General features: G+C 60.2%; 22 protein-coding genes. 12 read left to right on the plus strand and 10 right to left on the minus strand.

The features are described 5' to 3' along the window. Positions 1 to 116 precede the first annotated feature (116 nt). The 3 genes from MA884_RS16890 to MA884_RS16900 form a co-directional block, all read right to left on the minus strand. Positions 117 to 1,775, minus strand: a complete 1,659-nt coding sequence (locus tag MA884_RS16890) for a cation acetate symporter (protein WP_256231575.1) — start codon at positions 1,773 to 1,775, stop codon at positions 117 to 119. Continuing rightward, positions 1,772 to 2,083, minus strand: coding sequence for a DUF485 domain-containing protein (locus MA884_RS16895; protein WP_256231576.1), 312 nt, complete (start codon positions 2,081 to 2,083; stop codon positions 1,772 to 1,774). Before MA884_RS16895 ends, MA884_RS16890 begins: the two co-directional genes overlap by 4 nt. Before the next feature lie 309 nt (positions 2,084 to 2,392). Then, positions 2,393 to 3,247, minus strand: coding sequence for a glycine betaine ABC transporter substrate-binding protein (locus MA884_RS16900; RefSeq protein WP_256231577.1), 855 nt, complete (start codon positions 3,245 to 3,247; stop codon positions 2,393 to 2,395). Between the two features lie 429 nt (positions 3,248 to 3,676). Here MA884_RS16900 and MA884_RS16905 point away from each other — a divergent pair, with 429 nt between their 5' ends. Further along, positions 3,677 to 4,975, plus strand: coding sequence for a serine/threonine protein kinase (locus MA884_RS16905; RefSeq protein WP_256231578.1), 1,299 nt, complete (start codon positions 3,677 to 3,679; stop codon positions 4,973 to 4,975). Then, positions 4,968 to 5,756 (plus strand): VacJ family lipoprotein, encoded by a 789-nt coding sequence (locus tag MA884_RS16910; RefSeq protein ID WP_256231579.1) that lies wholly within the window; start codon positions 4,968 to 4,970, stop codon positions 5,754 to 5,756. Before MA884_RS16905 ends, MA884_RS16910 begins: the two co-directional genes overlap by 8 nt. 133 nt (positions 5,757 to 5,889) lie before the next feature. Here MA884_RS16910 and MA884_RS16915 read toward each other — a convergent pair whose 3' ends face one another. Then, on the minus strand, positions 5,890 to 6,804 hold the full coding sequence (locus MA884_RS16915) for a DUF808 domain-containing protein (RefSeq protein ID WP_256231580.1): 915 nt from the start codon (positions 6,802 to 6,804) through the stop codon (positions 5,890 to 5,892). 131 nt (positions 6,805 to 6,935) lie between these two features. Between MA884_RS16915 and MA884_RS16920 the strand changes: the two genes are divergently transcribed. Then, positions 6,936 to 7,544, plus strand: coding sequence for a TetR/AcrR family transcriptional regulator (locus MA884_RS16920; RefSeq protein ID WP_047229604.1), 609 nt, complete (start codon positions 6,936 to 6,938; stop codon positions 7,542 to 7,544). Positions 7,545 to 7,677: 133 nt separating this feature from the next. Here the strand turns inward: MA884_RS16920 and MA884_RS16925 are convergent, their stop codons facing one another. Both MA884_RS16925 and MA884_RS16930 read right to left on the minus strand, forming a co-directional pair. Next, a complete protein-coding gene (locus MA884_RS16925) occupies positions 7,678 to 8,136 on the minus strand; it encodes a transposase (RefSeq protein ID WP_256231581.1) in 459 nt (152 codons plus the stop codon). A 214-nt stretch (positions 8,137 to 8,350) separates the two neighbouring features. Beyond that, positions 8,351 to 8,788 carry a heme-binding protein gene (locus MA884_RS16930; RefSeq protein ID WP_256231582.1) on the minus strand — a complete coding sequence of 146 codons (438 nt, stop codon included), beginning with the start codon at positions 8,786 to 8,788 and terminating at the stop codon, positions 8,351 to 8,353. Between the two features lie 266 nt (positions 8,789 to 9,054). On the opposite strand from MA884_RS16930, the gene gcl reads away from it, so the two are divergent. The 8 genes from gcl (at position 9,055) to MA884_RS16970 (ending at position 18,879) form a co-directional block, all read left to right on the plus strand. Further along, complete coding sequence (gene gcl / locus MA884_RS16935) at positions 9,055 to 10,830, plus strand: glyoxylate carboligase (protein ID WP_256231583.1); 1,776 nt, start codon at positions 9,055 to 9,057, stop codon at positions 10,828 to 10,830. A gap of 153 nt (positions 10,831 to 10,983) precedes the next feature. After that, the gene (gene hyi / locus MA884_RS16940) at positions 10,984 to 11,766 is read left to right on the plus strand and encodes a hydroxypyruvate isomerase (protein ID WP_256231584.1); all 783 of its coding nucleotides are present in this window, start codon (positions 10,984 to 10,986) and stop codon (positions 11,764 to 11,766) included. 163 nt (positions 11,767 to 11,929) lie between these two features. Further along, on the plus strand, positions 11,930 to 12,820 hold the full coding sequence (locus tag MA884_RS16945) for a 2-hydroxy-3-oxopropionate reductase (protein WP_256231585.1): 891 nt from the start codon (positions 11,930 to 11,932) through the stop codon (positions 12,818 to 12,820). Between the two features lie 150 nt (positions 12,821 to 12,970). Beyond that, positions 12,971 to 14,251 carry a glycerate kinase gene (locus MA884_RS16950; protein ID WP_256231586.1) on the plus strand — a complete coding sequence of 427 codons (1,281 nt, stop codon included), beginning with the start codon at positions 12,971 to 12,973 and terminating at the stop codon, positions 14,249 to 14,251. Continuing rightward, entirely contained in the window at positions 14,241 to 15,656 is a 1,416-nt protein-coding gene (gene pyk, locus MA884_RS16955) for a pyruvate kinase (protein WP_256231587.1), read from the plus strand. Before MA884_RS16950 ends, pyk begins: the two co-directional genes overlap by 11 nt. Before the next feature lie 123 nt (positions 15,657 to 15,779). Further along, positions 15,780 to 16,682, plus strand: a complete 903-nt coding sequence (locus tag MA884_RS16960) for an urea transporter (protein WP_256231588.1) — start codon at positions 15,780 to 15,782, stop codon at positions 16,680 to 16,682. Between the two features lie 21 nt (positions 16,683 to 16,703). Further along, positions 16,704 to 17,528 carry an ion transporter gene (locus tag MA884_RS16965; RefSeq protein ID WP_256231589.1) on the plus strand — a complete coding sequence of 275 codons (825 nt, stop codon included), beginning with the start codon at positions 16,704 to 16,706 and terminating at the stop codon, positions 17,526 to 17,528. A gap of 145 nt (positions 17,529 to 17,673) precedes the next feature. Further along, the gene (locus MA884_RS16970; protein WP_256231590.1) at positions 17,674 to 18,879 is read left to right on the plus strand and encodes an MFS transporter; all 1,206 of its coding nucleotides are present in this window, start codon (positions 17,674 to 17,676) and stop codon (positions 18,877 to 18,879) included. A 63-nt stretch (positions 18,880 to 18,942) separates the two neighbouring features. Here the strand turns inward: MA884_RS16970 and MA884_RS16975 are convergent, their stop codons facing one another. From MA884_RS16975 to MA884_RS16990, 4 genes are all read right to left on the minus strand, one after another. Next, positions 18,943 to 19,134, minus strand: coding sequence for a PLDc N-terminal domain-containing protein (locus MA884_RS16975; RefSeq protein WP_047229615.1), 192 nt, complete (start codon positions 19,132 to 19,134; stop codon positions 18,943 to 18,945). A gap of 71 nt (positions 19,135 to 19,205) precedes the next feature. Continuing rightward, positions 19,206 to 19,736 carry a hypothetical protein gene (locus tag MA884_RS16980; protein ID WP_256231591.1) on the minus strand — a complete coding sequence of 177 codons (531 nt, stop codon included), beginning with the start codon at positions 19,734 to 19,736 and terminating at the stop codon, positions 19,206 to 19,208. A gap of 250 nt (positions 19,737 to 19,986) precedes the next feature. Further along, positions 19,987 to 20,505: an ankyrin repeat domain-containing protein gene (locus MA884_RS16985; protein WP_256231592.1), complete on the minus strand. Its 519-nt coding sequence runs from the start codon at positions 20,503 to 20,505 to the stop codon at positions 19,987 to 19,989. Positions 20,506 to 20,599: 94 nt separating this feature from the next. Beyond that, a complete protein-coding gene (locus MA884_RS16990) occupies positions 20,600 to 22,426 on the minus strand; it encodes a long-chain-acyl-CoA synthetase (protein WP_256231593.1) in 1,827 nt (608 codons plus the stop codon). Positions 22,427 to 22,780: 354 nt separating this feature from the next. Between MA884_RS16990 and MA884_RS16995 the strand changes: the two genes are divergently transcribed. Continuing rightward, positions 22,781 to 23,059, plus strand: a complete 279-nt coding sequence (locus MA884_RS16995) for a DUF3509 domain-containing protein (RefSeq protein WP_042732342.1) — start codon at positions 22,781 to 22,783, stop codon at positions 23,057 to 23,059. Positions 23,060 to 23,067 lie beyond the last annotated feature (8 nt).

Consider the following 23,067-nt stretch of genomic DNA (forward strand, 5'->3'; position numbering starts at 1 on the left):
GCAGGCCTGCCACCCCTTAAACCCAACACAAAAAAATACCCCAGCCTCTCGACCGGGGTACTTCTTCAAACACAACGCTTTAACTTGAAGCTTTTAACTTACAGCTTGCCGCTGCTTTAGTGGCTAACCGCCCCACTCGCCCCCAGGCCAGTCTGCGAACGCACGAACTGCGGGAAGAACAGCGCCCGCTCGTTCACGCCTTCAGCCGACTTGTCGGTGACGGAGAAGAACCAGATGCCGACGAAGGCAATGGCCATCGAGAACAGCGCAGGGTATTCATACGGGAAGATCGCCTTCTCGTGACCCAGGATCTGCACCCAGATGGTCGGACCGAGCACCATCAGGCCCACTGCGCTGACCAGGCCCAACCAACCGCCGATCATGGCGCCACGGGTGGTCAGCTTCTTCCAGTACATCGAGAGCAGCAGTACCGGGAAGTTGCAGCTTGCCGCGATGGAGAACGCCAGGCCCACCATGAACGCGATGTTCTGCTTCTCGAACAGGATGCCCAGGCCGATCGCCAGCACCGCCAGGGCGACGGTGGTGATCTTCGACACGCGAATCTCATCCTTCTCGTTGGCTTTGCCTTTCTTGACGACACTGGCATACAGGTCATGGGACACCGCCGAGGCACCGGCCAGGGTCAGACCCGCCACTACCGCCAGGATGGTGGCAAAGGCTACCGCCGAGATGAAGCCCAGGAAGATGCTGCCACCCACCGCGTCAGCCAAGTGCACCGCCGCCATGTTGTTGCCACCCAGCAACGCACCTGCTGCGTCCTTGAAGGCCGGGTTGGTGCTGACCAACAGGATCGCGCCGAAGCCGATGATGAAGGTCAGGATGTAGAAGTAACCGATGAAGCCAGTGGCATACAGCACGCTCTTGCGAGCTTCCTTGGCGTCACTCACGGTGAAGAAGCGCATCAGGATGTGTGGCAGGCCAGCAGTACCGAACATCAGCGCCAGGCCCAGGGAGAACGCCGAGACCGGATCCTTGACCAGACCACCAGGGCTCATGATCGCCTCACCCTTGGCGTGAACCTTGACCGCCTCGGAGAACAGCATATTGAAGTCGAAGTTGACGTGCTTCATGACCATCAGCGCCATGAAGGACGCACCCGACAGCAACAGCACCGCCTTGATGATCTGCACCCAGGTAGTGGCCAGCATGCCGCCAAACAGCACATAGAGGCACATCAGGATACCGACCAGAATCACCGCAACGTGATAGTCCAGGCCAAACAGCAGCTGGATCAGCTTGCCGGCACCGACCATCTGCGCGATCAGGTAGAACGCGACCACTACCAGCGAGCCGCTGGCAGACAAGGTGCGGATCTGGGTTTGCCCCAGGCGGTAGGACGCCACGTCGGCAAAGGTATATTTACCCAGGTTGCGCAGGCGCTCGGCGATCAGGAACAGAATGATCGGCCAGCCCACCAGAAAACCGATGGAGTAGATCAGGCCGTCGTAACCGGAGGAAAACACCAGCGCGGAAATCCCCAGGAAGGACGCCGCCGACATGTAGTCGCCCGCGATTGCCAAGCCGTTCTGGAAGCCGGTGATCTTGCCGCCGGCCGCATAGTAGTCGGCCGCCGAGTTGTTTTTCTTGGACGCCCAGTAAGTGATATATAAAGTCGCGCCGACGAAGGCCACGAACATCAGGATAGCCGGGACGTTAAGCGGTTGTTTCTGCACGGCACCGGTCAGGGCTTCAGCCGCCCAGGCCCCCGGTGCGAACGCTGCGATGCTCAACAGAGCCATTAGACGCCGGATCATTGCTGAGCCTCCTTGAGAATCGCATTGTTCAGATCGTCGAACTCACCGTTGGCGCGTCGCACGTAGATACCGGTCAGGATGAAGGCCGAGACAATCAGGCCGACACCTATGGGGATACCCCAGGTAATGGTGGACTCGGGCGAAATCTTGGCCCCGAGAATATGCGGCCCGTAGGCAATCAGAAGAATGAAGCCTGAATACAACCCAAGCATGATCGCCGAGAGAATCCAGGCGAACTTTTCTCTCTTTCTCACCAGCTCCTTGAAACGCGGGCTGTTTTGAATCGAGAGGTAAATGCTGTCGTTCATTGTTTTTATCCTCGCAGCACAGATTTAATTGCAACAGCGCTACTCTATGCGGCTGAAGGCCAGGTTCCAGACGACCTTAGTATTAGAACGACATGACGTTTATCGATTGATGACCGGCACCGCTCCCCCTTGTGGGAGCGAGCCTGCTCGCGATAGCGGTGGGTCTGTAGGTGCACCTGTCGAATGTACCGTCGTCATCGCGAGCAGGCTCGCTCCCACAAGGACGTGGGCGAGACTGAAAAAACGCAGGCACAAAAAAACCGCATGACGCCAAGTCATGCGGTTTTCGAGAGCGTTAAACCAGGCGAATTACTCGCCGGTCCACTCCTTCACACGATCCGGGTGCTTGGCAACCCAATCCTTGGCGGCGGCGTCCGGCTTGGCGCCTTCCTGAATCGCCAGCATGACCTCGCCGATTTCGTCTTTCGAATTCCACTGGAACTTCTTCAGGAACGCGACCACTTTCGGTGCCTTGGCGGCCAACTCCTTGCTGCCGATGCTGTTTACGGTTTCAGCTGCGCCGTAGACGCCTTTCGGGTCTTCCAGGAAGCGCAGTTTCCACTTGGCGAACATCCAGTGCGGCACCCAACCGGTAACAGCGATGGATTCTTTTTTCTTCTCGGCACGGGTCAGCTCGGCAATCATGCCGGCGCCGGAACTGGCCTTGAGTTGATACCCGGTCAGGTCGTAATCCTTGATGGCCTGTTCAGTCTTGATCATGACACCTGAACCGGCGTCGATACCGACAATGCGGTTCTTGAAGCTGTCATCGGTCTTGAGGTCGGCCACGGACTGGGCCTTGACGTATTCCGGCACGATCAGGCCGATTTTCGCATCCTTGAAGTTCGGGCCGTAATCGACCACCTGATCCTTGTTCTTGGTCCAGTAATCGCCATGGGTCACCGGCAACCAGGCCGAGAGCATCGCGTCAAGCTTGCCGGTCGCCACACCCTGCCACATGATCCCGGTCGCGACCGCTTGCAGCTTCACGTCATAGCCCAGTTTCTGCTTGATGACTTCGGCCGCCACATGGGTGGTCGCGACGCTGTCGGACCAACCGTCGACATAACCGATGCTCAGGGTTTCGGTTTCGGCGCTGGCCAATGTGGAACTGATCGCCAGTACCAGTGCGGCACCTGCGCCCAAGAGTCGTCGCATTCTCATCGTTACTTCCCCGAAAGTGCTGCGCCCGACGGATGCCGAGCGGCGTCAACGTATTGTTATGGTGCACAGCGCCCCCATCACGCTCGCCTGCAAAACCGGTCCGAACGTCAGTGGAGTACTGACTCGTTGATCATCAACCTGCGCCAATCTGGAACCTGCTCTGCCTGCGACGTTGAAGCAACGAGAAACGACATCAGAACGCCAGCTACCTGCCTACGTCATTCGGGCCAACAAAAATGCCGTCCTGCCGGTCATGCCTGAATCCGGCAAACCGCCAGATAAATAGCCTCTACCACGCGTGAACGTGTATCTTCGCGCTACTATCGCGCCCCGTTTGTGCCTCTTTTGCGTCCATCATGGCACTTGGCTTCACTTCGGCGGTCATAGCCTGCGAACTTCATTCGGCATCTTCCTCTAAGGGATCCAGTCATGCTCCATTCCTTGCGCTTCGCTGCCCTCGCCGGCGGCCTTATTCTGAGTGCGTCCGCGCTGGCGGTGGATATCGATGCCGCCAGCTATGGCTACCCCTTGACCAACCCGTTCGAGGCGACCATCGCCACCACGCCACCGGACCTGCGCCCGGAGCTGCCCCCGATCGAAGATATCGACCAGGCGGACCACAGCCTGACCCTGCGCCCGGAACGCGAGTTCATCCTGCCGGACAACTTCTGGCCGGTGAAAAGTCTCACCTACCGCATGGCGACCCAAGACAAGCCCGCACCGCTGATCTTTCTGATCGCCGGCACCGGCGCGCGCTACGACAGTACCCTCAACGAATACCTCAAGCGTCTCTATTACAAAGCGGGTTACCACGTGGTGCAGTTGTCGTCGCCCACCAGCTTTGACTTCATGAGTGCCGCTTCGCGCTTCGCTACACCTGGCATCACCAAGGAAGACGCCGAAGACATGTACCGGGTGATGCAGGCCGTACGCGCGCAAAACCCCAAATTGCCCGTGACCGAGTATTACCTCACCGGCTACAGCCTCGGTGCCCTGGACGCGGCCTTCGTCGCCCACCTGGACGAAACCCGACGCAGCTTCAACTTCAAGAAAGTACTGTTGCTCAACCCGCCGGTGAACCTCTACACCTCGATCACCAACCTGGACAAGCTGGTCCAGACTGAGGTCAAGGGCATCAACAACACCACCACTTTTTATGAACTGGTGCTCAACAAGCTGACCCGCTACTTCCAGCAAAAAGGCTACATCGACCTCAACGATGCGCTGCTCTATGACTTCCAGCAGTCCAAACAACACCTGACCAACGAGCAGATGGCGATGCTGATCGGCACCTCGTTCCGCTTCTCGGCAGCCGACATTGCATTCACCTCGGACCTGATCAACCGTCGCGGACTGATCATCCCGCCCAAATTCCCGATTACCGAAAGCACCAGCCTGACGCCGTTCCTCAAGCGTGCGCTGCAATGCGATTTCGACTGTTATCTCACCGAGCAGGTGATTCCGATGTGGCGCGCGCGCACCGACGGCGGCAGCCTGTTGCAACTGATCGATCAGGTCAGCCTTTATGCGCTCAAGGATTACCTGCACGACAGCCCGAAGATTGCCGTCATGCACAACGCCGACGACGTTATTCTCGGCCCGGGCGATCTGGGCTTCTTGCGCGAGACCTTTGGCGACCGGCTGACGGTTTACCCACTGGGCGGCCACTGCGGCAACCTTAACTACCGCGTCAACAGCGACGCCATGCTGGAGTTCTTCCGTGGCTAAATATCTCCTGCTTATCGCCGCGTTAATGAGTGCCGGCATGGTCCACGCCGATAACAGCAAGGCCAATGCGCCTGTTGTGGTGGATTCCGACGGATTCAAGGAGCCGTTGAGCAAGCTCAAGTTCAACCCCGGGCTGGACCAGCGCGAGTTCGAGCGCTCGACCCTCAATGCCCTGAACGTCTATGACCCGCTGGAGTCCTGGAACCGCCGCGTCTACCACTTCAACTACCGATTCGACCAGTGGGTGTTCCTGCCTGTCGTTGACGGTTACCGCTACATCACCCCGAGTTTCCTGCGCACCGGGGTGAGCAACTTCTTCAATAACCTGGGGGACGTGCCGAACCTGATGAACAGCCTGCTGCAATTCAAGGGCAAGCGTTCGATGGAAACCACGGCGCGCCTGCTGCTCAACACCACCGTCGGCATCGCCGGCCTGTGGGATCCGGCCACGGCCATGGGCCTGCCGCGCCAGAGCGAAGACTTCGGCCAGACCCTGGGATTCTATGGCGTGCCCGGCGGCGCGTACTTCGTACTGCCGATCTTCGGCCCTTCGAACCTGCGCGACACCTCGGGATTGCTGGTGGACTACACAGCTGAATCGGCGATCAACTTCCTGAATGTGTCCGAAGTCAGCTCCAACCACCCGGAACTGTTGCTGCTGCGTGGCGTGGACAGGCGTTACCAGACCAGCTTCCGCTATGGTCAACTGAACTCGCCGTTCGAATATGAGAAAGTGCGTTACGTGTATACCGAGTCGCGCAAGTTGCAGATTGCCGAGTAACTCCCGGCCACCCCAAAACCCACTGTGGGAGCGAGCCTGCTCGCGATGAGGGCCTGCCATTCAACATTTATGTTGGCTGGTAGACCGCTATCGCGAGCAGGCTCGCTCCCACAGTTGTCATGTGTTGTCAGATTCAGCTTTTCAGCGCTTTCCAGACCTTGCCCACCACCATCACCCCCGCCAACACCAGCGCCCCCGCCACGATCCCGGCCACCGCATTAAGCAGCAACGGCACGATAAACCCGGCACCGCCAGCACTGGCCGTTACACCTTCGATCCAGTGATGCACCACCGGCACGCCATGGGTCAGGATGCCTCCGCCCACCAGGAACATCGCCGCCGTGCCGATCACCGACAGGCCTTTCATCATGTAGGGCGCGGCGCGCAGGATGGCGCCACCGATGCTCTTGGCCCATTGCCCCGGCTTCTGCGTCAGCCATAACCCGAGGTCATCGAGCTTGACGATCCCGGCCACCAGGCCATAGACCCCAACCGTCATGACGATGGCGATGCCCGACAGCACGATCACCTGCTGGGTCAGCGGTGCGTTAGCGACAGTGCCGAGGGTGATGGCGATGATTTCCGCCGAGAGGATGAAGTCGGTGCGTATCGCACCTTTGATCTTGTCCTTTTCGAAGGCCACCAGATCGACCGCCGGATTGGCCACGGCCTCGACCAGTTGCGCATGCTCGGCCTGGTCTTGCGCCCTGCTGTGAAGGAACTTGTGGGCCAGTTTCTCGAACCCTTCGAAACACAGGTAGGCGCCCCCCACCATCAGCAGTGGCGTCACCAGCCAGGGTACGAAAGCGCTGATGGCCAACGCCGACGGCACCAGAATCAGCTTGTTGATGAACGACCCCTTGGCCACCGCCCAGACCACCGGTATTTCCCGCTCGGCACGCACGCCTGACACCTGCTGGGCATTGAGCGCCAGGTCATCGCCGAGCACGCCGGCGGTTTTCTTGGCGGCCATCTTGGTCATCAATGCAACATCGTCGAGCACCGCGGCGATGTCGTCGATCAGCAACAGCAAACTGCTTCCGGCCATGGAGGAACTCCTTGAATAATAATGCTGCGCAGCATAGCGCGCCCGACGTCGCCTCGGGGCATTCTTGAGCGCCTCTGGAGGCCGGTGCTACCATGCGCAACCGCCAGAACAGGCAAGGAACCCCTGGGTTTATGAGCACTATCCGCGAGCGCAACAAAGAACTGATCCTGCGTGCCGCCAGCGAAGAATTTGCCGACAAGGGCTTCGCAGCGACCAAAACCAGTGACATCGCGGCCAAGGCGGGCCTGCCCAAACCCAACGTCTACTACTATTTCAAATCCAAGGAAAACCTCTATCGCGAGGTGCTGGAAAGTATCATCGAGCCGATCCTCCAGGCCTCGACCCCGTTCAACGCCGATGGCGTGCCCGGCGAAGTGCTGAGCCACTACATCCGCTCCAAGATCCGCATTTCCCGCGACCTGCCCTTCGCCTCAAAAGTCTTCGCCAGCGAAATCATGCACGGCGCCCCCCACCTGAGCGCCGACCTGGTCGAACAACTCAACGCCCAGGCCCGGCACAACATCGACTGCATCCAGACCTGGATCGACCGCGGCCAGATCGCCCCCATCGACCCCAACCACCTGATGTTCAGCATCTGGGCAGCCACCCAGACTTACGCCGACTTCGACTGGCAGATATCCGCAGTGACCGGCAAGGCAAAACTGGACGAAGCGGATTATGAAGCCGCGGCACAGACGATTATTCGGTTGGTGTTGAAGGGGTGTGAGGTGGATCGCTAGGTCCAGAACCGTGTCGCCGCCATCGCGAGCAGGCTCGCTCCCACAAGGGATCTCAGTTGTTCACAAAATTTGAGTTCACAACAGAATCCTGTGGGAGCGAGCCTGCTCGCGATGGCGGCGACACGACTTCAAGTCAAACCCAAATCGCATCCCACAGCGGATAGTCACCCAGTCGCTCCACCAGACCCGCCCGCAACGGATTCGCGACCACATGACGAGCGAGCTTTACCAAGTCTTCCTCTCGGCGCAGTGCCCGGTCATGAAAGCCTGGCTGCCAAAGGTTAATCTTACGATCAAGGCACGAATTCGCTGCTTTGGTGCTCAATGATTTTGTCTTTTGCATCAACCCACTCAATGACCCCCTCCGCAACTCTACCAACCAATGAAAGTGATCAGGCATAACGACCCATGCCAATGATTTTGCAAAGCCTTGATCCTGAGCCTTTCTAAACTGATGAACGACCATTCTGCCCAAGATAAAGTCTCTAACAATCGGCTCGCGGCCGAATGTGTTGGCGGTCAATAAGTAGATTCGGTTGGATTCGGCATAGCGGCCGACACGCAGTCGATGTGAAGCCGGTGAACCAGACATTCCGTGTCCTTTGATAAGTTGAGTTCTGGCCAATACTAGGTCTGGAAATGTCTGGAGGCGGACCTGACTTTTAGCTGGATGTGTCTGGTTGACAGCCATCGCGAGCAGGCTCGCTCCCACAGGGGATTGGGGGTGCTCACACATTTTGTGTCTGCCCAAGTCCACCTGTGGGAGCGAGCCTGCTCGCGATTGCAATAGGTCAGTCAATACAAAATCAAGCGCCCCCCGCATCCGCCTTCAACCCCACCCCCTCCACGGCCCTGACCGCAACCTGCTCATCAATGTCAGAGGTATCGCCACTGATGCCGATGGCGCCCAACACCCGTCCATCCTGACCCCTGATCAACACCCCTCCCGGTGCCGGCACGACGCTGCCCTGCCCCAGGTTGTTCAACGCGGCGAAGAAGGCCGGGCGCTGCTGGGCGTCCTGGGCGAGCAGGCGCGAGCCCTTACCCAGGGCGATGGCGCCCCAGGCCTTACCGATGGCGATCTGAGGGCGAAGCAAGCTGGCGCCGTCTTCACGTTGCAGGGCTATCAGGTGGCCGCCGCTGTCCAGAACCGCAATGGTCAGTGGCGCAGCGCCGATTTCGCGGCCCGCGGCAAGGGCTTGCCCCGTCAGGTTGACGGCGACTTTCAAGGTTAAAGCGCTCATGAGTGCTGTCCTTATTTTGTTGTGGGAAGCGTTCCTGGCATTGCTGTCGGCAAAACCAGACGCAAACAATAGAACACAATGATCTTATTTTTTGTATACAATAATTCCAACAACACATCCTGTGCGACGAAAAGCCACAGCGTTTACGGCCTTCCGACGAATGAAACAGGTGCTTGAGGAAATGGATTGACCTGCGCCGTCCGCCATGAATACACTCTACGCAAAGCCACTTGTATACAATTACAAAACGTAAGAGGCACAAAATTATGAGCAAAATGAGAGCAATCGAAGCCGCCGTTCTGGTGATGCGCCGTGAAGGCGTGGACACCGCCTTCGGCATCCCGGGTGCCGCGATCAACCCGCTGTACTCTGCCCTGCAAAAGGTGGGTGGCATCGATCATGTCCTCGCTCGCCACGTTGAAGGCGCCTCCCACATGGCCGAGGGCTACACCCGCACCAAGGCCGGCAACATTGGCGTGTGCATCGGCACCTCGGGTCCGGCGGGGACCGACATGGTGACGGGGCTCTACAGCGCTTCGGCCGACTCGATCCCGATCCTGTGCATCACCGGCCAGGCACCCCGCGCCCGCCTGCACAAGGAAGATTTTCAGGCTGTGGACATCACCAGCATTGTCAAGCCGGTGACCAAGTGGGCAACCACGGTCCTGGAACCTGGCCAGGTGCCGTACGCTTTTCAGAAGGCCTTCTTTGAGATGCGCTCCGGCCGGCCGGGCCCGGTGTTGATCGACCTGCCGTTCGACGTGCAGATGGCCGAGATCGAGTTCGACATCGACGCCTACCAACCGCTGCCCCTGGCCAAACCCGCTGCCAACCGCGTGCAGATCGAGAAGGCCCTGGCCATGCTCGATCAGGCTGAGCGCCCACTGCTGGTGGCCGGCGGCGGGATCATCAACGCCGATGCGAGCGAGCTGCTGGTGGAATTCGCTGAGCTGACCGGTATCCCGGTGATTCCCACACTGATGGGCTGGGGCACGATTCCAGACGATCACCCATTGATGGTCGGCATGGTCGGCCTGCAAACCTCCCACCGCTATGGCAATGCGACGCTGCTCAAATCGGACGTGGTGCTGGGTATCGGCAACCGCTGGGCCAACCGCCACACCGGTTCGGTGGATGTCTACACCGAAGGCCGCACCTTCATTCATGTGGACATCGAGCCGACCCAGATAGGCCGTGTGTTCACCCCGGACCTGGGCATCGTGTCCGACGCCGCTTCGGCACTGACTGCGTTCATCGAAGTCGCCCGCGAATGGCAAGCCGCTGGCAAACTGAAAAACCGCAGCGCCTGGCTGCAGGACTGCCAGCAGCGCAAGGCCAGCCTGCAGCGCAAGACTCACTTCGACAACGTACCGGTCAAGCCCCAACGTGTGTACGAAGAAATGAACCAGGTGTTCGGCAAGGACACCTGCTACGTCAGCACCATCGGGCTGTCGCAGATCGCCGGGGCGCAGTTCCTGCACGTCTACAAACCGCGCCACTGGATCAACTGCGGCCAGGCCGGCCCGTTGGGCTGGACCATCCCGGCGGCACTCGGGGTGGTCAAGGCCGACCCGAATCGCAAGGTCGTGGCGTTGTCGGGCGACTATGACTTCCAGTTCATGATCGAAGAGCTGGCGGTAGGCGCGCAGTTCAAGCTGCCGTACATCCACGTGGTGGTGAACAACTCCTACCTGGGGTTGATCCGCCAGGCCCAGCGCGGATTCGACATGGACTACTGCGTGCAACTGTCCTTCGACAACCTCAACGCGCCGGAACTCAACGGTTATGGCGTAGACCACGTCGCCGTGGCCGAGGGCCTGGGTTGCAAGGCGCTACGGGTGTTCGAACCGTCCGGCATCCAGCCAGCATTGCGCAAGGCCCAAGAGCTGATCGAGGAATTCAAGGTGCCGGTGATCGTCGAGATCATCCTGGAACGGGTGACCAACATTTCCATGGGCACCGAGATCAACGCCGTCAACGAATTCGAAGACCTGGCGCTGGTGGGCAACGATGCGCCGACAGCGATTTCGTTGCTCGATTGAGCTAACCGTTGCTTGACCTGTAGGAGCTGCCGAAGGCTGCGATCTTTTGATCTTTCGCTTAACTCTCAAGTGTCGATAGAAAGATCGCAGCCTCGCTTCACTCGACAGCTCCTACGGGTCAGGACGCCATTAAATTTGTAGCAGGAGACCACCATGCCGCGTTTCGCCGCCAACCTGTCCATGCTGTTCACCGAGCAGGATTTCCTCGCCCGCTTCGAAGCGGCCGCCAAGGCCGGTTTCACGGGTGTCGAATACCTGTTCCCTTATGACTACAGCTCCGCCGAGCTCAAGGCCTTGCTCGATGCCAACGGCCTGACCCAAGTGCTGTTCAACCTGCCGGCCGGCGACTGGGCCAAGGGCGAGCGCGGCATTGCCTGCCTGCCGGACCGGGTTGAAGAGTTCCGCTCGGGCGTCGACCTGGCGATCGCTTATGCCCAGGTGCTGGGCAACACTCAGGTCAACTGCCTGGCCGGGATTTGTCCGCAGAACTGCGACAACGCCCTGGTGGAGAAAACCTTCGTCGCCAACCTGAAATACGCCGCCGAGAAGCTGCAAGCCAAAGGCATCAAGCTGGTGATGGAAGCCATCAACACCCGTGACATTCCCGGTTTCTACCTGAACAACACCGCCCAGGCCCTGTCGATCCGCGAGCAGGTGGGCAGCGCCAACCTGTTCCTGCAATACGACATCTACCACATGCAAATCATGGAAGGCGACCTGGCCCGGACCCTGTCGGCGCACCTGGGTCAGATCAACCATGTGCAACTGGCGGACAACCCGGGACGCAACGAGCCGGGCACTGGCGAGATCAACTATCGCTTCCTGTTCGAACACCTGGACCGCATCGGTTACCAGGGCTGGGTCGGTTGCGAATACAAGCCGCTGACCAGCACGGAAGCGGGCCTGGGCTGGCTGAAAAGCCATAACGCAATCTGACCCGATACGGCCTTTGTGGCGAGGGAGCTTGCTCCCGCTCGGCTGCGAAGCAGACGCATGATTTTTCACCCAACATGGATTTCTGGGGCCGCTTCGCGACCCAGCGGGAGCAAGCTCCCTCGCCACAGAGACCCGGGACATCTAAATAAGAGAGGATTTTCTCATGGCTAAAATCGGATTCATCGGCACCGGCATCATGGGCCATCCCATGGCAATGAACCTGCAAAAGGCCGGACACAGCCTGTTCCTGAGTCAGCACCACGACCCGGCCCCCGCCGATCTGCTGGCCGGCGGCGCGGTGGCGCTGGCCAACCCGAAGGAAGTCGCCCAGGAAGCCGAGTTCATCATCGTCATGGTCCCGGACACCCCGCAGGTCGATGACGTGCTGTTTCGCGCCGATGGCGTGGCGGCCGGCGTGGGCGCGGGCAAGGTGGTCATCGACATGAGTTCGATCTCCCCCACCGCCACCAAGGCGTTCGCGGCCAAGATCAATGAAAAAGGCGCGCAATACCTCGATGCCCCCGTGTCCGGTGGTGAAGTCGGCGCCAAGGCCGCCACGCTGAGCATCATGGTCGGTGGCGACAGCGCCGCTTTCGAGCGCGCCCTGCCGCTGTTCCAGGCCATGGGCAAGAACATCACCCTGGTGGGCGGCAACGGCGACGGCCAGACCGCGAAAGTGGCGAACCAGATTATCGTCGCGCTGAACATCCAGGCCGTGGCAGAAGCCATGCTGTTCGCCGCGAAAAACGGCGCCGATCCGGCCAAGGTTCGCGAAGCGCTGATGGGTGGTTTTGCCTCCTCGAAGATCCTGGAAGTACACGGCGAGCGCATGATCAAGGGCACCTTCGATCCGGGCTTCCGCATCAGCCTGCACCAGAAGGACCTGAACCTGGCCCTGCAAGGCGCCAAGGAGCTGAACATCAACCTGCCCAACACCGCCAACGCCCAGCAAGTGTTCAGCACCTGCGCGGCCATCGGCGGCAGCAACTGGGATCACTCGGCGCTGATCAAGGGCCTGGAGCACATGGCGAACTTCTCGATTCGCGATAACTGACACGCCACAAAAACCTGTGGGAGCGAGCCTGCTCGCGATAGCGGACACACAGTCGACATTGCGGCTGGAGGTCAGGCCCTCATCGCGAGCAGGCTCGCTCCCACAGGGAATCGAGTTGCTTCATCCAATAATAAAAATCGGGAGTCCGCCATGTCGGTCGATCCGCAACAACTGCTGCGCGAGCTGTTTGCCACAGCCATCGACGCGGCCCATCCGCAGCATGTCCTTGAACAGTATCTGCCCAGCGACCGCCGCGGCCGGGTGATCGTCATCGGCGCCGGTAAGGCGGCCGCGGCGATGGCGCAGGTGGTCGAGCGCTGCTGGCAGGGCGACGTCACTGGTTTGGTAGTGACCCGCTACGGCCATGGCGCGCCCTGCCAGAAGATCGAAGTAGTGGAAGCTGCTCACCCGGTACCTGATGCGGCGGGCCTGGCGGTGGCCCAACGGGTGCTGGAGCTGGTCAGCAACCTTGACGAAGACGACCGGGTGATTTTCCTGCTGTCCGGCGGAGGCTCGGCGCTGCTGGCGCTGCCGGCAGCTGGCATCACCCTGGCCGACAAGCAATCGATCAACAAGGCGTTGCTCAAGTCCGGCGCCACCATCGGCGAGATGAATTGCGTGCGCAAACATCTCTCGGCAATCAAGGGCGGGCGCCTGGGCAAGGCCTGCTGGCCGGCGACGGTCTACACCTACGCGATTTCCGATGTGCCCGGTGACCTCGCCACGGTCATCGCCTCCGGCCCCACCGTGGCCGACCCCAGTACATCAGCCGAAGCGCTGGCAATCCTCAAGCGCTACAACATTGAAATACCGGCCGCGGTGCGCAACTGGTTGCTAAGCCCGGAATCGGAAACCGTCAAACCCGGCGACCCGAGCCTGGCCCGCAGTCACTTCCAATTGATCGCCCGCCCCCAGCAATCACTGGAAGCGGCGGCGGTGAAAGCCCGCCAGGCCGGTTTCAGCCCGTTGATCCTCGGCGACCTGGAAGGCGAATCCCGGGAAGTGGCCAAAGTCCACGCCGGTATCGCTCGGCAAATCGCTCTGCACGGCCAGCCTCTGGCGGCGCCATGCGTGATCCTCTCCGGCGGCGAAACCACGGTCACCGTGCGCGGCAATGGCCGGGGCGGACGCAACGCAGAATTCCTGCTCAGTCTGACTGACAGCCTCAAGGGTCATCCCGGCATCTACGCACTGGCCGGCGACACGGACGGCATCGACGGTTCCGAAGACAACGCCGGCGCCATCATGACCCCGGACAGTTATCGCCGTGCCGCCGAACTGGGCCTGAGCGCCAGCGACGAGCTGGACAACAACAACGGCTACGGCTATTTCGCCGCGCTGGATGCGTTGATCGTCACCGAGCCGACGCGCACCAACGTCAACGACTTTCGCGCCATCCTGATTCTTGAGAACCCCAAACATGACGCCTGATAAAAAGGTCAAGATCCTCGCGACCCTCGGCCCCGCTACCCGTGGGATCGATGACATCCGTGAACTGGTGCAGGCCGGTGTGAATATTTTCCGCCTGAACTTCAGCCACGGCGAACATGCCGACCACGCCCAGCGTTACCAGTGGATTCGTGAAGTCGAGCAGCAGCTCAACTACCCACTGGGCATTCTGATGGACTTGCAGGGTCCGAAACTGCGCGTGGGCACATTCGCCGACGGCAAAGTGCTGCTGCAACGCGGCCAGGCCCTGCGCCTGGATCTGGACGCCACGCCCGGCGATGAACAACGGGTCAACCTGCCCCACCCACAGATCATCGAGGCCCTGGAGCCCGGCATGGACCTGCTGCTGGACGACGGCAAGCTGCGCCTGCGTGTGACCGCCAAGCATGCCGATGCCATCGACACCCAAGTGCTCAACGGCGGCGAACTGTCGGACCGCAAAGGCGTGAATGTGCCCCAGGCCGTGCTCGACATGAGCCCGCTGACCGCCAAGGATCGTCGCGACTTGAGCTTTGGCCTGGAGTTGGGCGTGGACTGGGTGGCGCTGTCGTTCGTGCAGCGCCCCGAGGACATCCGCGAGGCACGTGCGTTGATTGGCGACAAGGCATTCCTGATGGCCAAGATCGAGAAACCGTCGGCGGTGACCCAGCTTCGGGAGATCGCCGAACTGAGCGACGCGATCATGGTTGCCCGGGGTGACTTGGGTGTCGAAGTGCCGGCCGAAAGCGTGCCGCAGATCCAGAAGAACATCATCGGCACCTGCCGCGCGCTCGGCAAACCGGTGGTGGTGGCGACCCAGATGCTCGAATCCATGCGTTTTTCTCCCGCACCCACCCGAGCCGAAGTCACCGACGTGGCCAACGCCGTGGCTGAAGGGGCCGATGCGGTGATGCTGTCGGCGGAAACTGCCTCCGGCGATTACCCCCTCGAAGCGGTGCAGATGATGAGCAAGATCATCCGCCAGGTGGAGAACGGCCCGGATTACCAGGCGCAGTTGGATGTCAGCCGGCCGAAAGCCGAAGCCACGGCGTCGGACGCCATCAGTTGCGCGATCCGTCGTATCAGCAACGTACTGCCGGTGGCGGTGCTGGTGAACTACAGCGAATCAGGCAGCTCCAGCCTGCGGGCGGCGCGGGAGCGACCGACGGTGCCGATCCTCAACCTCACACCCAACCTGCAGGCGGCCCGCCGCTTGACCGTGGCCTGGGGCGTGCATTCGGTGGTCAACGATCGGCTGCGGCAGGTGGATGAGGTGTGCTCCACCGCCCTGGAAATCGCCCAGGCCCAGGGCATGGCCCAGCGCGGCGATACCCTGCTGATCACGGCCGGCGTGCCGTTCGGGCAGCCGGGGTCGACCAATTCGTTGCGCATTGAGACCCTAATCTAGCGCCTGTATCGGCCTCATCGCGAGCAGGCTCGCTCCCACAGGGGTTTTGTGAACACCACAGATCCAGTGTGGGAGCGAGCCTGCTCGCGATGAAACCTACCCGGTCCATCAGACATACCAACCATGCCCAACACCCACTGCCCCGACTGGGCCACCGCCCTGCTCAACGGTTTCAGCCAGATTTTCCTCCAGCGTCATCCGCTGTGCGGTCTGTTGTGCCTGCTGGCGATTCTCTTCACCGCACCCGCCTTGTTTGGCGGTGCGTTGCTTGGCGGCGTGGCCGGGTTGCTCACCGCCCAGCGGCGCGGTTACGCCAAGGTTGATCGACAGGCCGGACTGTTCAGTTACAACGGCATCCTGCTGGGCCTGCTATTGAGTCTCGCGTTACCTTGGTCAGCCGTGTTGCCGCCATTGATTATTGCCAGCGGCGGTCTCAGCGCGATGTTGACTCAGCAGTGGCTCAAGCGCAGCCGTGGCCCGCAGTGCCTGCCCGTCTACACCACGCCGTTCGTGGCATTGGGTTGGTTGCTGCTGAGCGTCGCCCCGGCACAGTCGTCGCCCGTTTCGGTTGAAATGACGATGCCCCATTTGCTGGCCGCTTATTGGAGCGGACTGGGTCAGGTCATGTTTCTCGACCAGCCATTAGCCGGTGCGCTGATCGCTGTGGGATTGTTGATTGCCAACCCACGTGCCGCCGGTTGGGCGATGCTGGGGTCAGCCGCAGGCCTGGCATTCTCCCTGCTGCATCACGACACCGCCCAAGCCCTGTCGGGACTCGGCGGCTATAACCCAGCCCTGGCGGCACTGGCCCTCAGCCAACAACGCCACCTGCGATGGTTGCCGCTGGCGGGTATCGTGCTCACAGTCATGCTCACACCGGGTTTTCTCGCCTTCGGCCTGGCGCCGCTGACCGCGCCCTTCATCCTGGCCTGCTGGCTGGTTCACGCCACGAAACGGGTGTGGCAGCAGGCCAGTCTCGACACTGCGCCTTGCGCTTTGCGGGGCAATCACCCTAGGCTTCGCTGACTATTGGTTCAGGCGAACGTTATGGATAGCAACAACTGGCGTGAACGCCTCTACGTGATCATTTTCCAGACCGACACCGTGGCCGGCCGACGCTTCGACAGCACACTGCTGTTGATCATCCTCGCCAGCCTGGTGATCGTGATGCTCGACAGCATCGACAGCATTCACCAGAACTACGCCCCCCTGCTGGCCGCCATGGAATGGGGGTTTACCTTCATCTTCATCGTCGAATACGGCCTGCGCCTGTATTGCTCGCCCAAGCCCCTGCGCTATGCATTCAGCTTCTACGGCCTGGTGGACTTACTGGCGATCGTGCCCGGGGTTCTGGCGCTGTATTACAGCGACGCCCAGTATCTGCTGATCGTTCGCATCATTCGCATGCTGCGGATTTTCCGCGTGCTCAAGCTCAGCCCTTATCTCAAGCAAGCCAACTACCTGATGGCGGCGCTGCGGGGGAGCAAGCAGAAAATCATCGTGTTCCTGGTCAGCGTATCGACCCTGGTGACCGTATTCGGCACCTTGATGTACGTCATCGAAGGCCCCGCGAATGGCTTCACCAGCATTCCCAAAGGCATCTATTGGGCCATCGTGACGTTGACCACCGTGGGCTTTGGCGACATCGTGCCCAAGACGCCATTGGGCCAGGTGGTTTCGTCCCTGGTGATGATCACCGGTTACTCGATCATCGCCGTGCCGACAGGCATTTTCACCGCTGAACTGGCCACGGCCATGCGCGGCGCCGACCAACTCAAGCATGATTGTCCAGTCTGCAGTAAAAACAACCACGATCATGGCGCTGCTTTCTGCTCCCGTTGCGGCAATGCATTGTTCAAGAAACTGGAATAGGCAAGGCACTTTCAATATTCACTGACCCTTGAGGCTGCCTCCATCATCAATGACAAGCATGTCGGATATCAGCCACAAAGCCTGTTCCAGAGCCCGCTAACTCTTTAGCCTCACGCCACTCTTTCCATTCACTGACGAGATCGCCATGAGTGCCCACTCACCCACCTCGCCCGCCAGCACCAGCCTGACTCGCGGCATGGTCCTGCTGTTTGCCTTTTGCTGCGGCGCCATCGTTGCCAACATCTACTACGCCCAGCCCATCATCGAACTGATCGCGCCCGACGTCGGCCTGAGCAGCACCATGGCCAGCCTGATCGTCTCGCTGACCCAAATCGGCTATGCCCTGGGCCTGTTTTTCCTGGTGCCATTGGGGGACCTGCTGGAAAATCGCCGCCTGATGATCCTCACCACCGTTGTGGCGATTGCCAGTCTGTTGGCGGCAGCGTTCACTGAACAGCCGAACGTGTTCCTGCTGGTTTCGCTCCTGGTAGGGTTCAGTTCGGTATCGGTGCAAGTCCTGATCCCGCTGGCCGCGCACTTGGCGCCGGAAGAGTCCAGAGGGCGGGTCGTGGGCGGGATCATGGGCGGCCTGCTGCTGGGGATCCTGCTGGCGCGACCGATCTCAAGCGTGGTGGCCGATCACTTCGGCTGGCGGGCAATGTTCATGATCGCCGCCGCCTTGATGGCGGCGATCAGCATCGTCCTGGCATTGACCGTGCCCAAGCGCCAACCCGACCATAGCGCCTCTTATGGCCAACTGCTGGGCTCGCTCGGCACCTTGTTGCGCCAGCAGCCGCTGTTGCGCCAACGAGCCTTTTACCAGGCCTGCATGTTCGCCACCTTCAGCCTGTTCTGGACCGCCGTGCCGCTGGAGCTGTCGCGCAATCACGGTCTGTCGCAAACTGAAATCGCCCTGTTCGCCCTGGTCGGTGCCATTGGCGCCATCGCCGCGCCCATTGCCGGTCGCCTGGCGGATGCCGGACATACCCGCATCGCTTCGCTGCTGGCAATGCTGTTGGCCAGCCTGAGTTTTCTGCCAGCGTTCATCCATCCGCTCTACAGCGTCATTGGCCTGGCCGTTACGGGTGTGGTGCTGGATTTCTGCGTGCAGATGAACATGGTCCTGGGCCAGCGCACCATCTACGCCCTCGATGCCAAAAGCCGCAGTCGTCTCAATGCGCTGTACATGACCAGCATCTTCATCGGCGGCGCGTTTGGTTCATCGATTGCCAGCGCGGTGTACGAACATGGCGGCTGGTTGTGGGTGGTGATCATCGGCAGTGCTTTCCCGCTGATGGCCTTGCTGAGTTTCCTCAGCGCCTCGAAAAAACACTCATTGGCGACGGCCTGATACCGTCGCGGCAGGCTTTGAATGCCCGGCGGCCGAGGCCTGCCGGGCACCTTCAAAAAGCGGTCAGATCCGCACGTTACCTCGCGGCCCGGCAATCGCCCAGATGATCAGGCCCAGCACTGGCAACAGAAGAATCAACAGCACCCACAGGACTTTCGCCCCCGTTCCCGCGCCACTCTTGAGCACATTGATGATCGCCCAGATATCGAGCGCCAGAATGATCAGGCCAATCAGGCCGTTGAAGGTGGAACCCATGGTGTCGCTCCCAGATGGTGATATGCACACTTAGGATAGCGGGGGCGCGGCGAGGGTTCCGTTTTATTGCTTCAGACGTGGATCGCCACCTTGAGCGCTTCCAGGGCCGGCGCGGCGGCGATGCCGACTTCGGCGCACAGCTCCAGCACGCGCGGCAGGTCGTTGCCATACACCAGAACCATTTGCAGTTCATCGTCGAGCAACTGGCTGAAATTCACCAGCACATAACCGCCGTTTTCCTTGTTCAGGCTGCTCATCTGGATCTGGATGCGGTTGAGCGCCGTCAGGGCTTCGGTTTTCGCCAGTTGCTTGGGCTTGAGGTTGAAGGCCACGCCGGGGCCGAACGAGGCAACGATCTGTTCGAACAGCTCTACATAAGTGTCGGCCTGGAACAACACGGTGTCTGGCAGGCTCCCCACCACTACCCACTCGCCCAATGGAATCGGGAAGCTGTCGTCGTAGTTGATGTCCGGGTTGGCCGCCAGAAAAGCCGCTGGGTCGGCGTAGGCCTGGGCCGCTTCGTCGGCAATTTTCGCAATGTCCGCATCGCCCAGGCAGCCGGAACTGATTTTGCTGATGAGTTCGACGAGTGCGGCTTTCATGGAGAACATCCTGTGGCGATTGGGTTTTGAGGGCGCGCAGGATAGCGCATCACATTGATTGAGTCAGAAAGCTGTGGCCAGGGAGCTTTTGTGGCGAGGGGATTTATCCCCGCTGGGCTGCAAAGCAGCCCCAAAAATAACCTGACACACCGGGTTGTCAGGTTGTAGGGCCGCTTCGCGCCCCAGCGGGGATAAATCCCCTCGCCACAAAAGCAGCGTCAGGCTTCAAGTACTTCCCAACAGATAGAGATCAACCCAACAACTTCTCCAACTGCGCCGTGGTATCCACCGCGCCCATGGTCCTGGCGGCATCCAGGGCCGAGATGCCGTTGGCATCCTTGGCCTTGGGGTCGGCGCCTTTGCTGATCAGGTAATCGACGATCTCCACACGATTGAACATCGCCGCCATCATCAACGCGGTGCGACCATCGAAGGAAGAGCCTTCCACCTGCGCCCCGCCATCCACCAGCGCGGTGACCACGGCCAGATCGCCCTTGAACGCCGCACCGGCAATCGGGCTCTGGCCGTTGTCGTTGCGGATTTCCGGATCGGCCTTGTTTTCCAGCAGCACTTTCACCGCTTCCACATGCCCGTGGTAAGCGGCCAGCATCAGCAAGGTGTCGCCCTTGTGATTACGCAGGTTGGGCGGCAGGCCTTTGCTCAGCAAAGCGGCCATCATGGCGGCGTCGCCTTGGCGTGCGACATTGAACACCTGTTCGGCAAACTCCGCTGCCTCTTCCGGGGTCATCTGGCGGCTGGTATCGGACATGGGAAACTCCACTTAAGTCTTCGCAAAGCGGCTAGTTTCCCGAGGGACTCCAGACCTGTCATCCCTTTTTTCTCTGCACCGTGCATAGCCAGAATCAATAACGGTACTGTCCTTGCTGAATCTGCGCCGCCAGTTGCCGGTCGACCCGCACATAGGTCGCGGTGCCGGGCAGCCAGGCATAGACCGGCTCATCGTCCGTGGCGCACGGGTCGAAGGCTTCGCTCTTGAGACGGTTTTTCTGGTATTTGAAGGTGCCGGTGGTGTCCATTTTTACCTTGATGCGCAAGAACAACGGCACTGCATAGGCCGGCAATTTGCACTGCAAAAACTGCAACAGCTCAGCAAAATCCAGGGTAGCCAGGGATTCGGACGGGGTAATCGCCGCCATCCCGGCGCGGCCATTGGTGCCATTGATCTCGACGCCATAAGCCACCGCCTCGGCCACCTGCGGGTGCTGCAACAATACGTTTTCAACTTCCGTGGTGGAGACGTTCTCGCCTTTCCAGCGATAGGTATCACCGAGGCGATCAACGAACTGCCCATGGCCGAAGCCGATGTTGCGCAGCAGGTCACCGGTATTGAAGTAACGGTCGCCCGGAACGAAGACATCTTTGAAGATGGTTTTTTCGGTCTTGGCCGGATCGGTGTAGCCGTCCAGCGGCGCCTTGTCGTCGATGCGCGCCATCAGCAAGCCCGGTTCGCCCTTGGGCACTTTCTGCATCCGGCCTCGCAGGTTGCGCAATGGCGCCCCGCTGTCATGGTCGTACTGCACCAGTTCCCAGCCCATCAGGGAAAATCCGACGGTGTTGTCGAAATTCAGCACGTTGGTGAAGCCGATATTGCCGTCGCTGGCCGCGTACAGCTCGCAGATATGGTCGACACCAAAACGTGTCTTGAAGGCCGACCAGGCCCCGGGGCGCAAACCGTTGCCGATCATCTTCCTGACTTCATGCCTGCGGTCTTCAGTGCTGGCGGGTTGATCGACCAGGTAACGACACAACTCACCGACATAGCCCAGGGTGGTGGCCCGGTAACGGCGAACGTCACTCCAGAACTGACTGGCGCTGAACTTGCGCCGGATCGCAAACCCCGAGGCGCCGCAGATCGCCGCCCCCCAGCACACGCACAGGCCCGTGGCGTGGTACAGCGGCAGGGTGCAATACAAAACATCCGCGGGCTGCATGTCCAGGGCGATCAGGCCGAAACTGGTGGAAGTGCGCATCCAGCGCCCGTGGCGAAAAACTCCGGCCTTGGGCAGCCCAGTGGTGCCCGAGGTGTAGAGATAAAAACACGGGTCGTTGAAAAAAACCTGCTGGCTGCTGGCCGGGTTTTCGCCTGGGTGACTGGCGCTGCTGCTTATCAAGTCGACGAAACCGCAAGGGGCGGCGGCGCTGTCCTGATCGGCTAACCACCAGGTTCGGTTGCCTGACAGTGAAGTGCGGGCTCGCACGTCGTTGAAGGCCGCGACCCGTTCATCCCCGACCACCACGGCGACAGGAGCGACCAACGCCAGGCTGTGCACCAGCGCATCCCCGGTCTGCGAGGTGTTGACCATGGCGCTGACCGCACCGACCTTCGCCACCGCCAGCACCGTCACCAGCAACTGTGGCCGGTTCTCGATGAAAATCGCCACGCAGTCGCCCTTGCCGATCCCCTGCGCCAACAGGTAATGGGCGATGCGATTGGCCTGTTCGTTGGCCTGTGTATAACTCAATACCATGTCGCCACACAGCAATGCCGGCCCTTGGGGATTGCGCTGCGTGGCCTGTTCGAAACACCAGCCCAGGCCGCAAGGCTGGGTCGGGTCCTGGACATTGGCGAGCTTCATGCCTTTGACGATACGGGGAATGGCCCTGGCAATAGTGGGTAGCTTGCGCAGCATCTTGCCCCAGGTAATGGCGTCGCTGGATGTACGACTCATGGTCACTCCCGTTCGACCTCGTGGGTCTCGGTTCTTGTTGTCGGGCTGGAGTTCAATTGCGCTCGAAATTACGCCAGCGATTCCGGCGCTGTACATGCGGTTTTTGCAATGTTTTGTATCCACCGCTCACGACAGGCGGCGCATGAGCGCCAGAAACCCAATTGGTTCAACAAAAGATCAGCCGACCACGCAAAATGCAGGATGCACGATGGCCATTCATGCAAGTTGCACGAAAGCAAAAATAGGGAGAATTGTTAACCGATTGTTTTATAACAACTTTCAATCAAGCCCAACGCTGGCACAGACACTGCAACTACCCCTCCACGGTTTGCCAACACCATGGAGCAGTCAAATATGAACATGATTCAAGAAAAGTTTGCGTCCCTGTTTTCCAACTACGAAGTGACCACCCAGGCCCGTCCGGATGGCGGTATCCTGCTGACCCTGCGCAACAGCGAAGGCAAACTGTTTAAACGCACGATTTCCTACGCTCAGTTGCACGCTGGGGACCAACTGTCCTGGGCAATCAGCGCAATTCGTCGCGATCTGGCGGAACAGGCCAGTGAGTTGCCGCAGATCGCCATGCTGCAAAGCCAGCATCGTTTTGCGCTGCCGACCTATCACAGCGCCTGATTTTTTGT

Origin of the sequence: Pseudomonas sp. Q11 (genome assembly GCF_024494355.1) — a bacterium.
Taxonomy (GTDB): domain Bacteria; phylum Pseudomonadota; class Gammaproteobacteria; order Pseudomonadales; family Pseudomonadaceae; genus Aquipseudomonas; species Aquipseudomonas hefeiensis.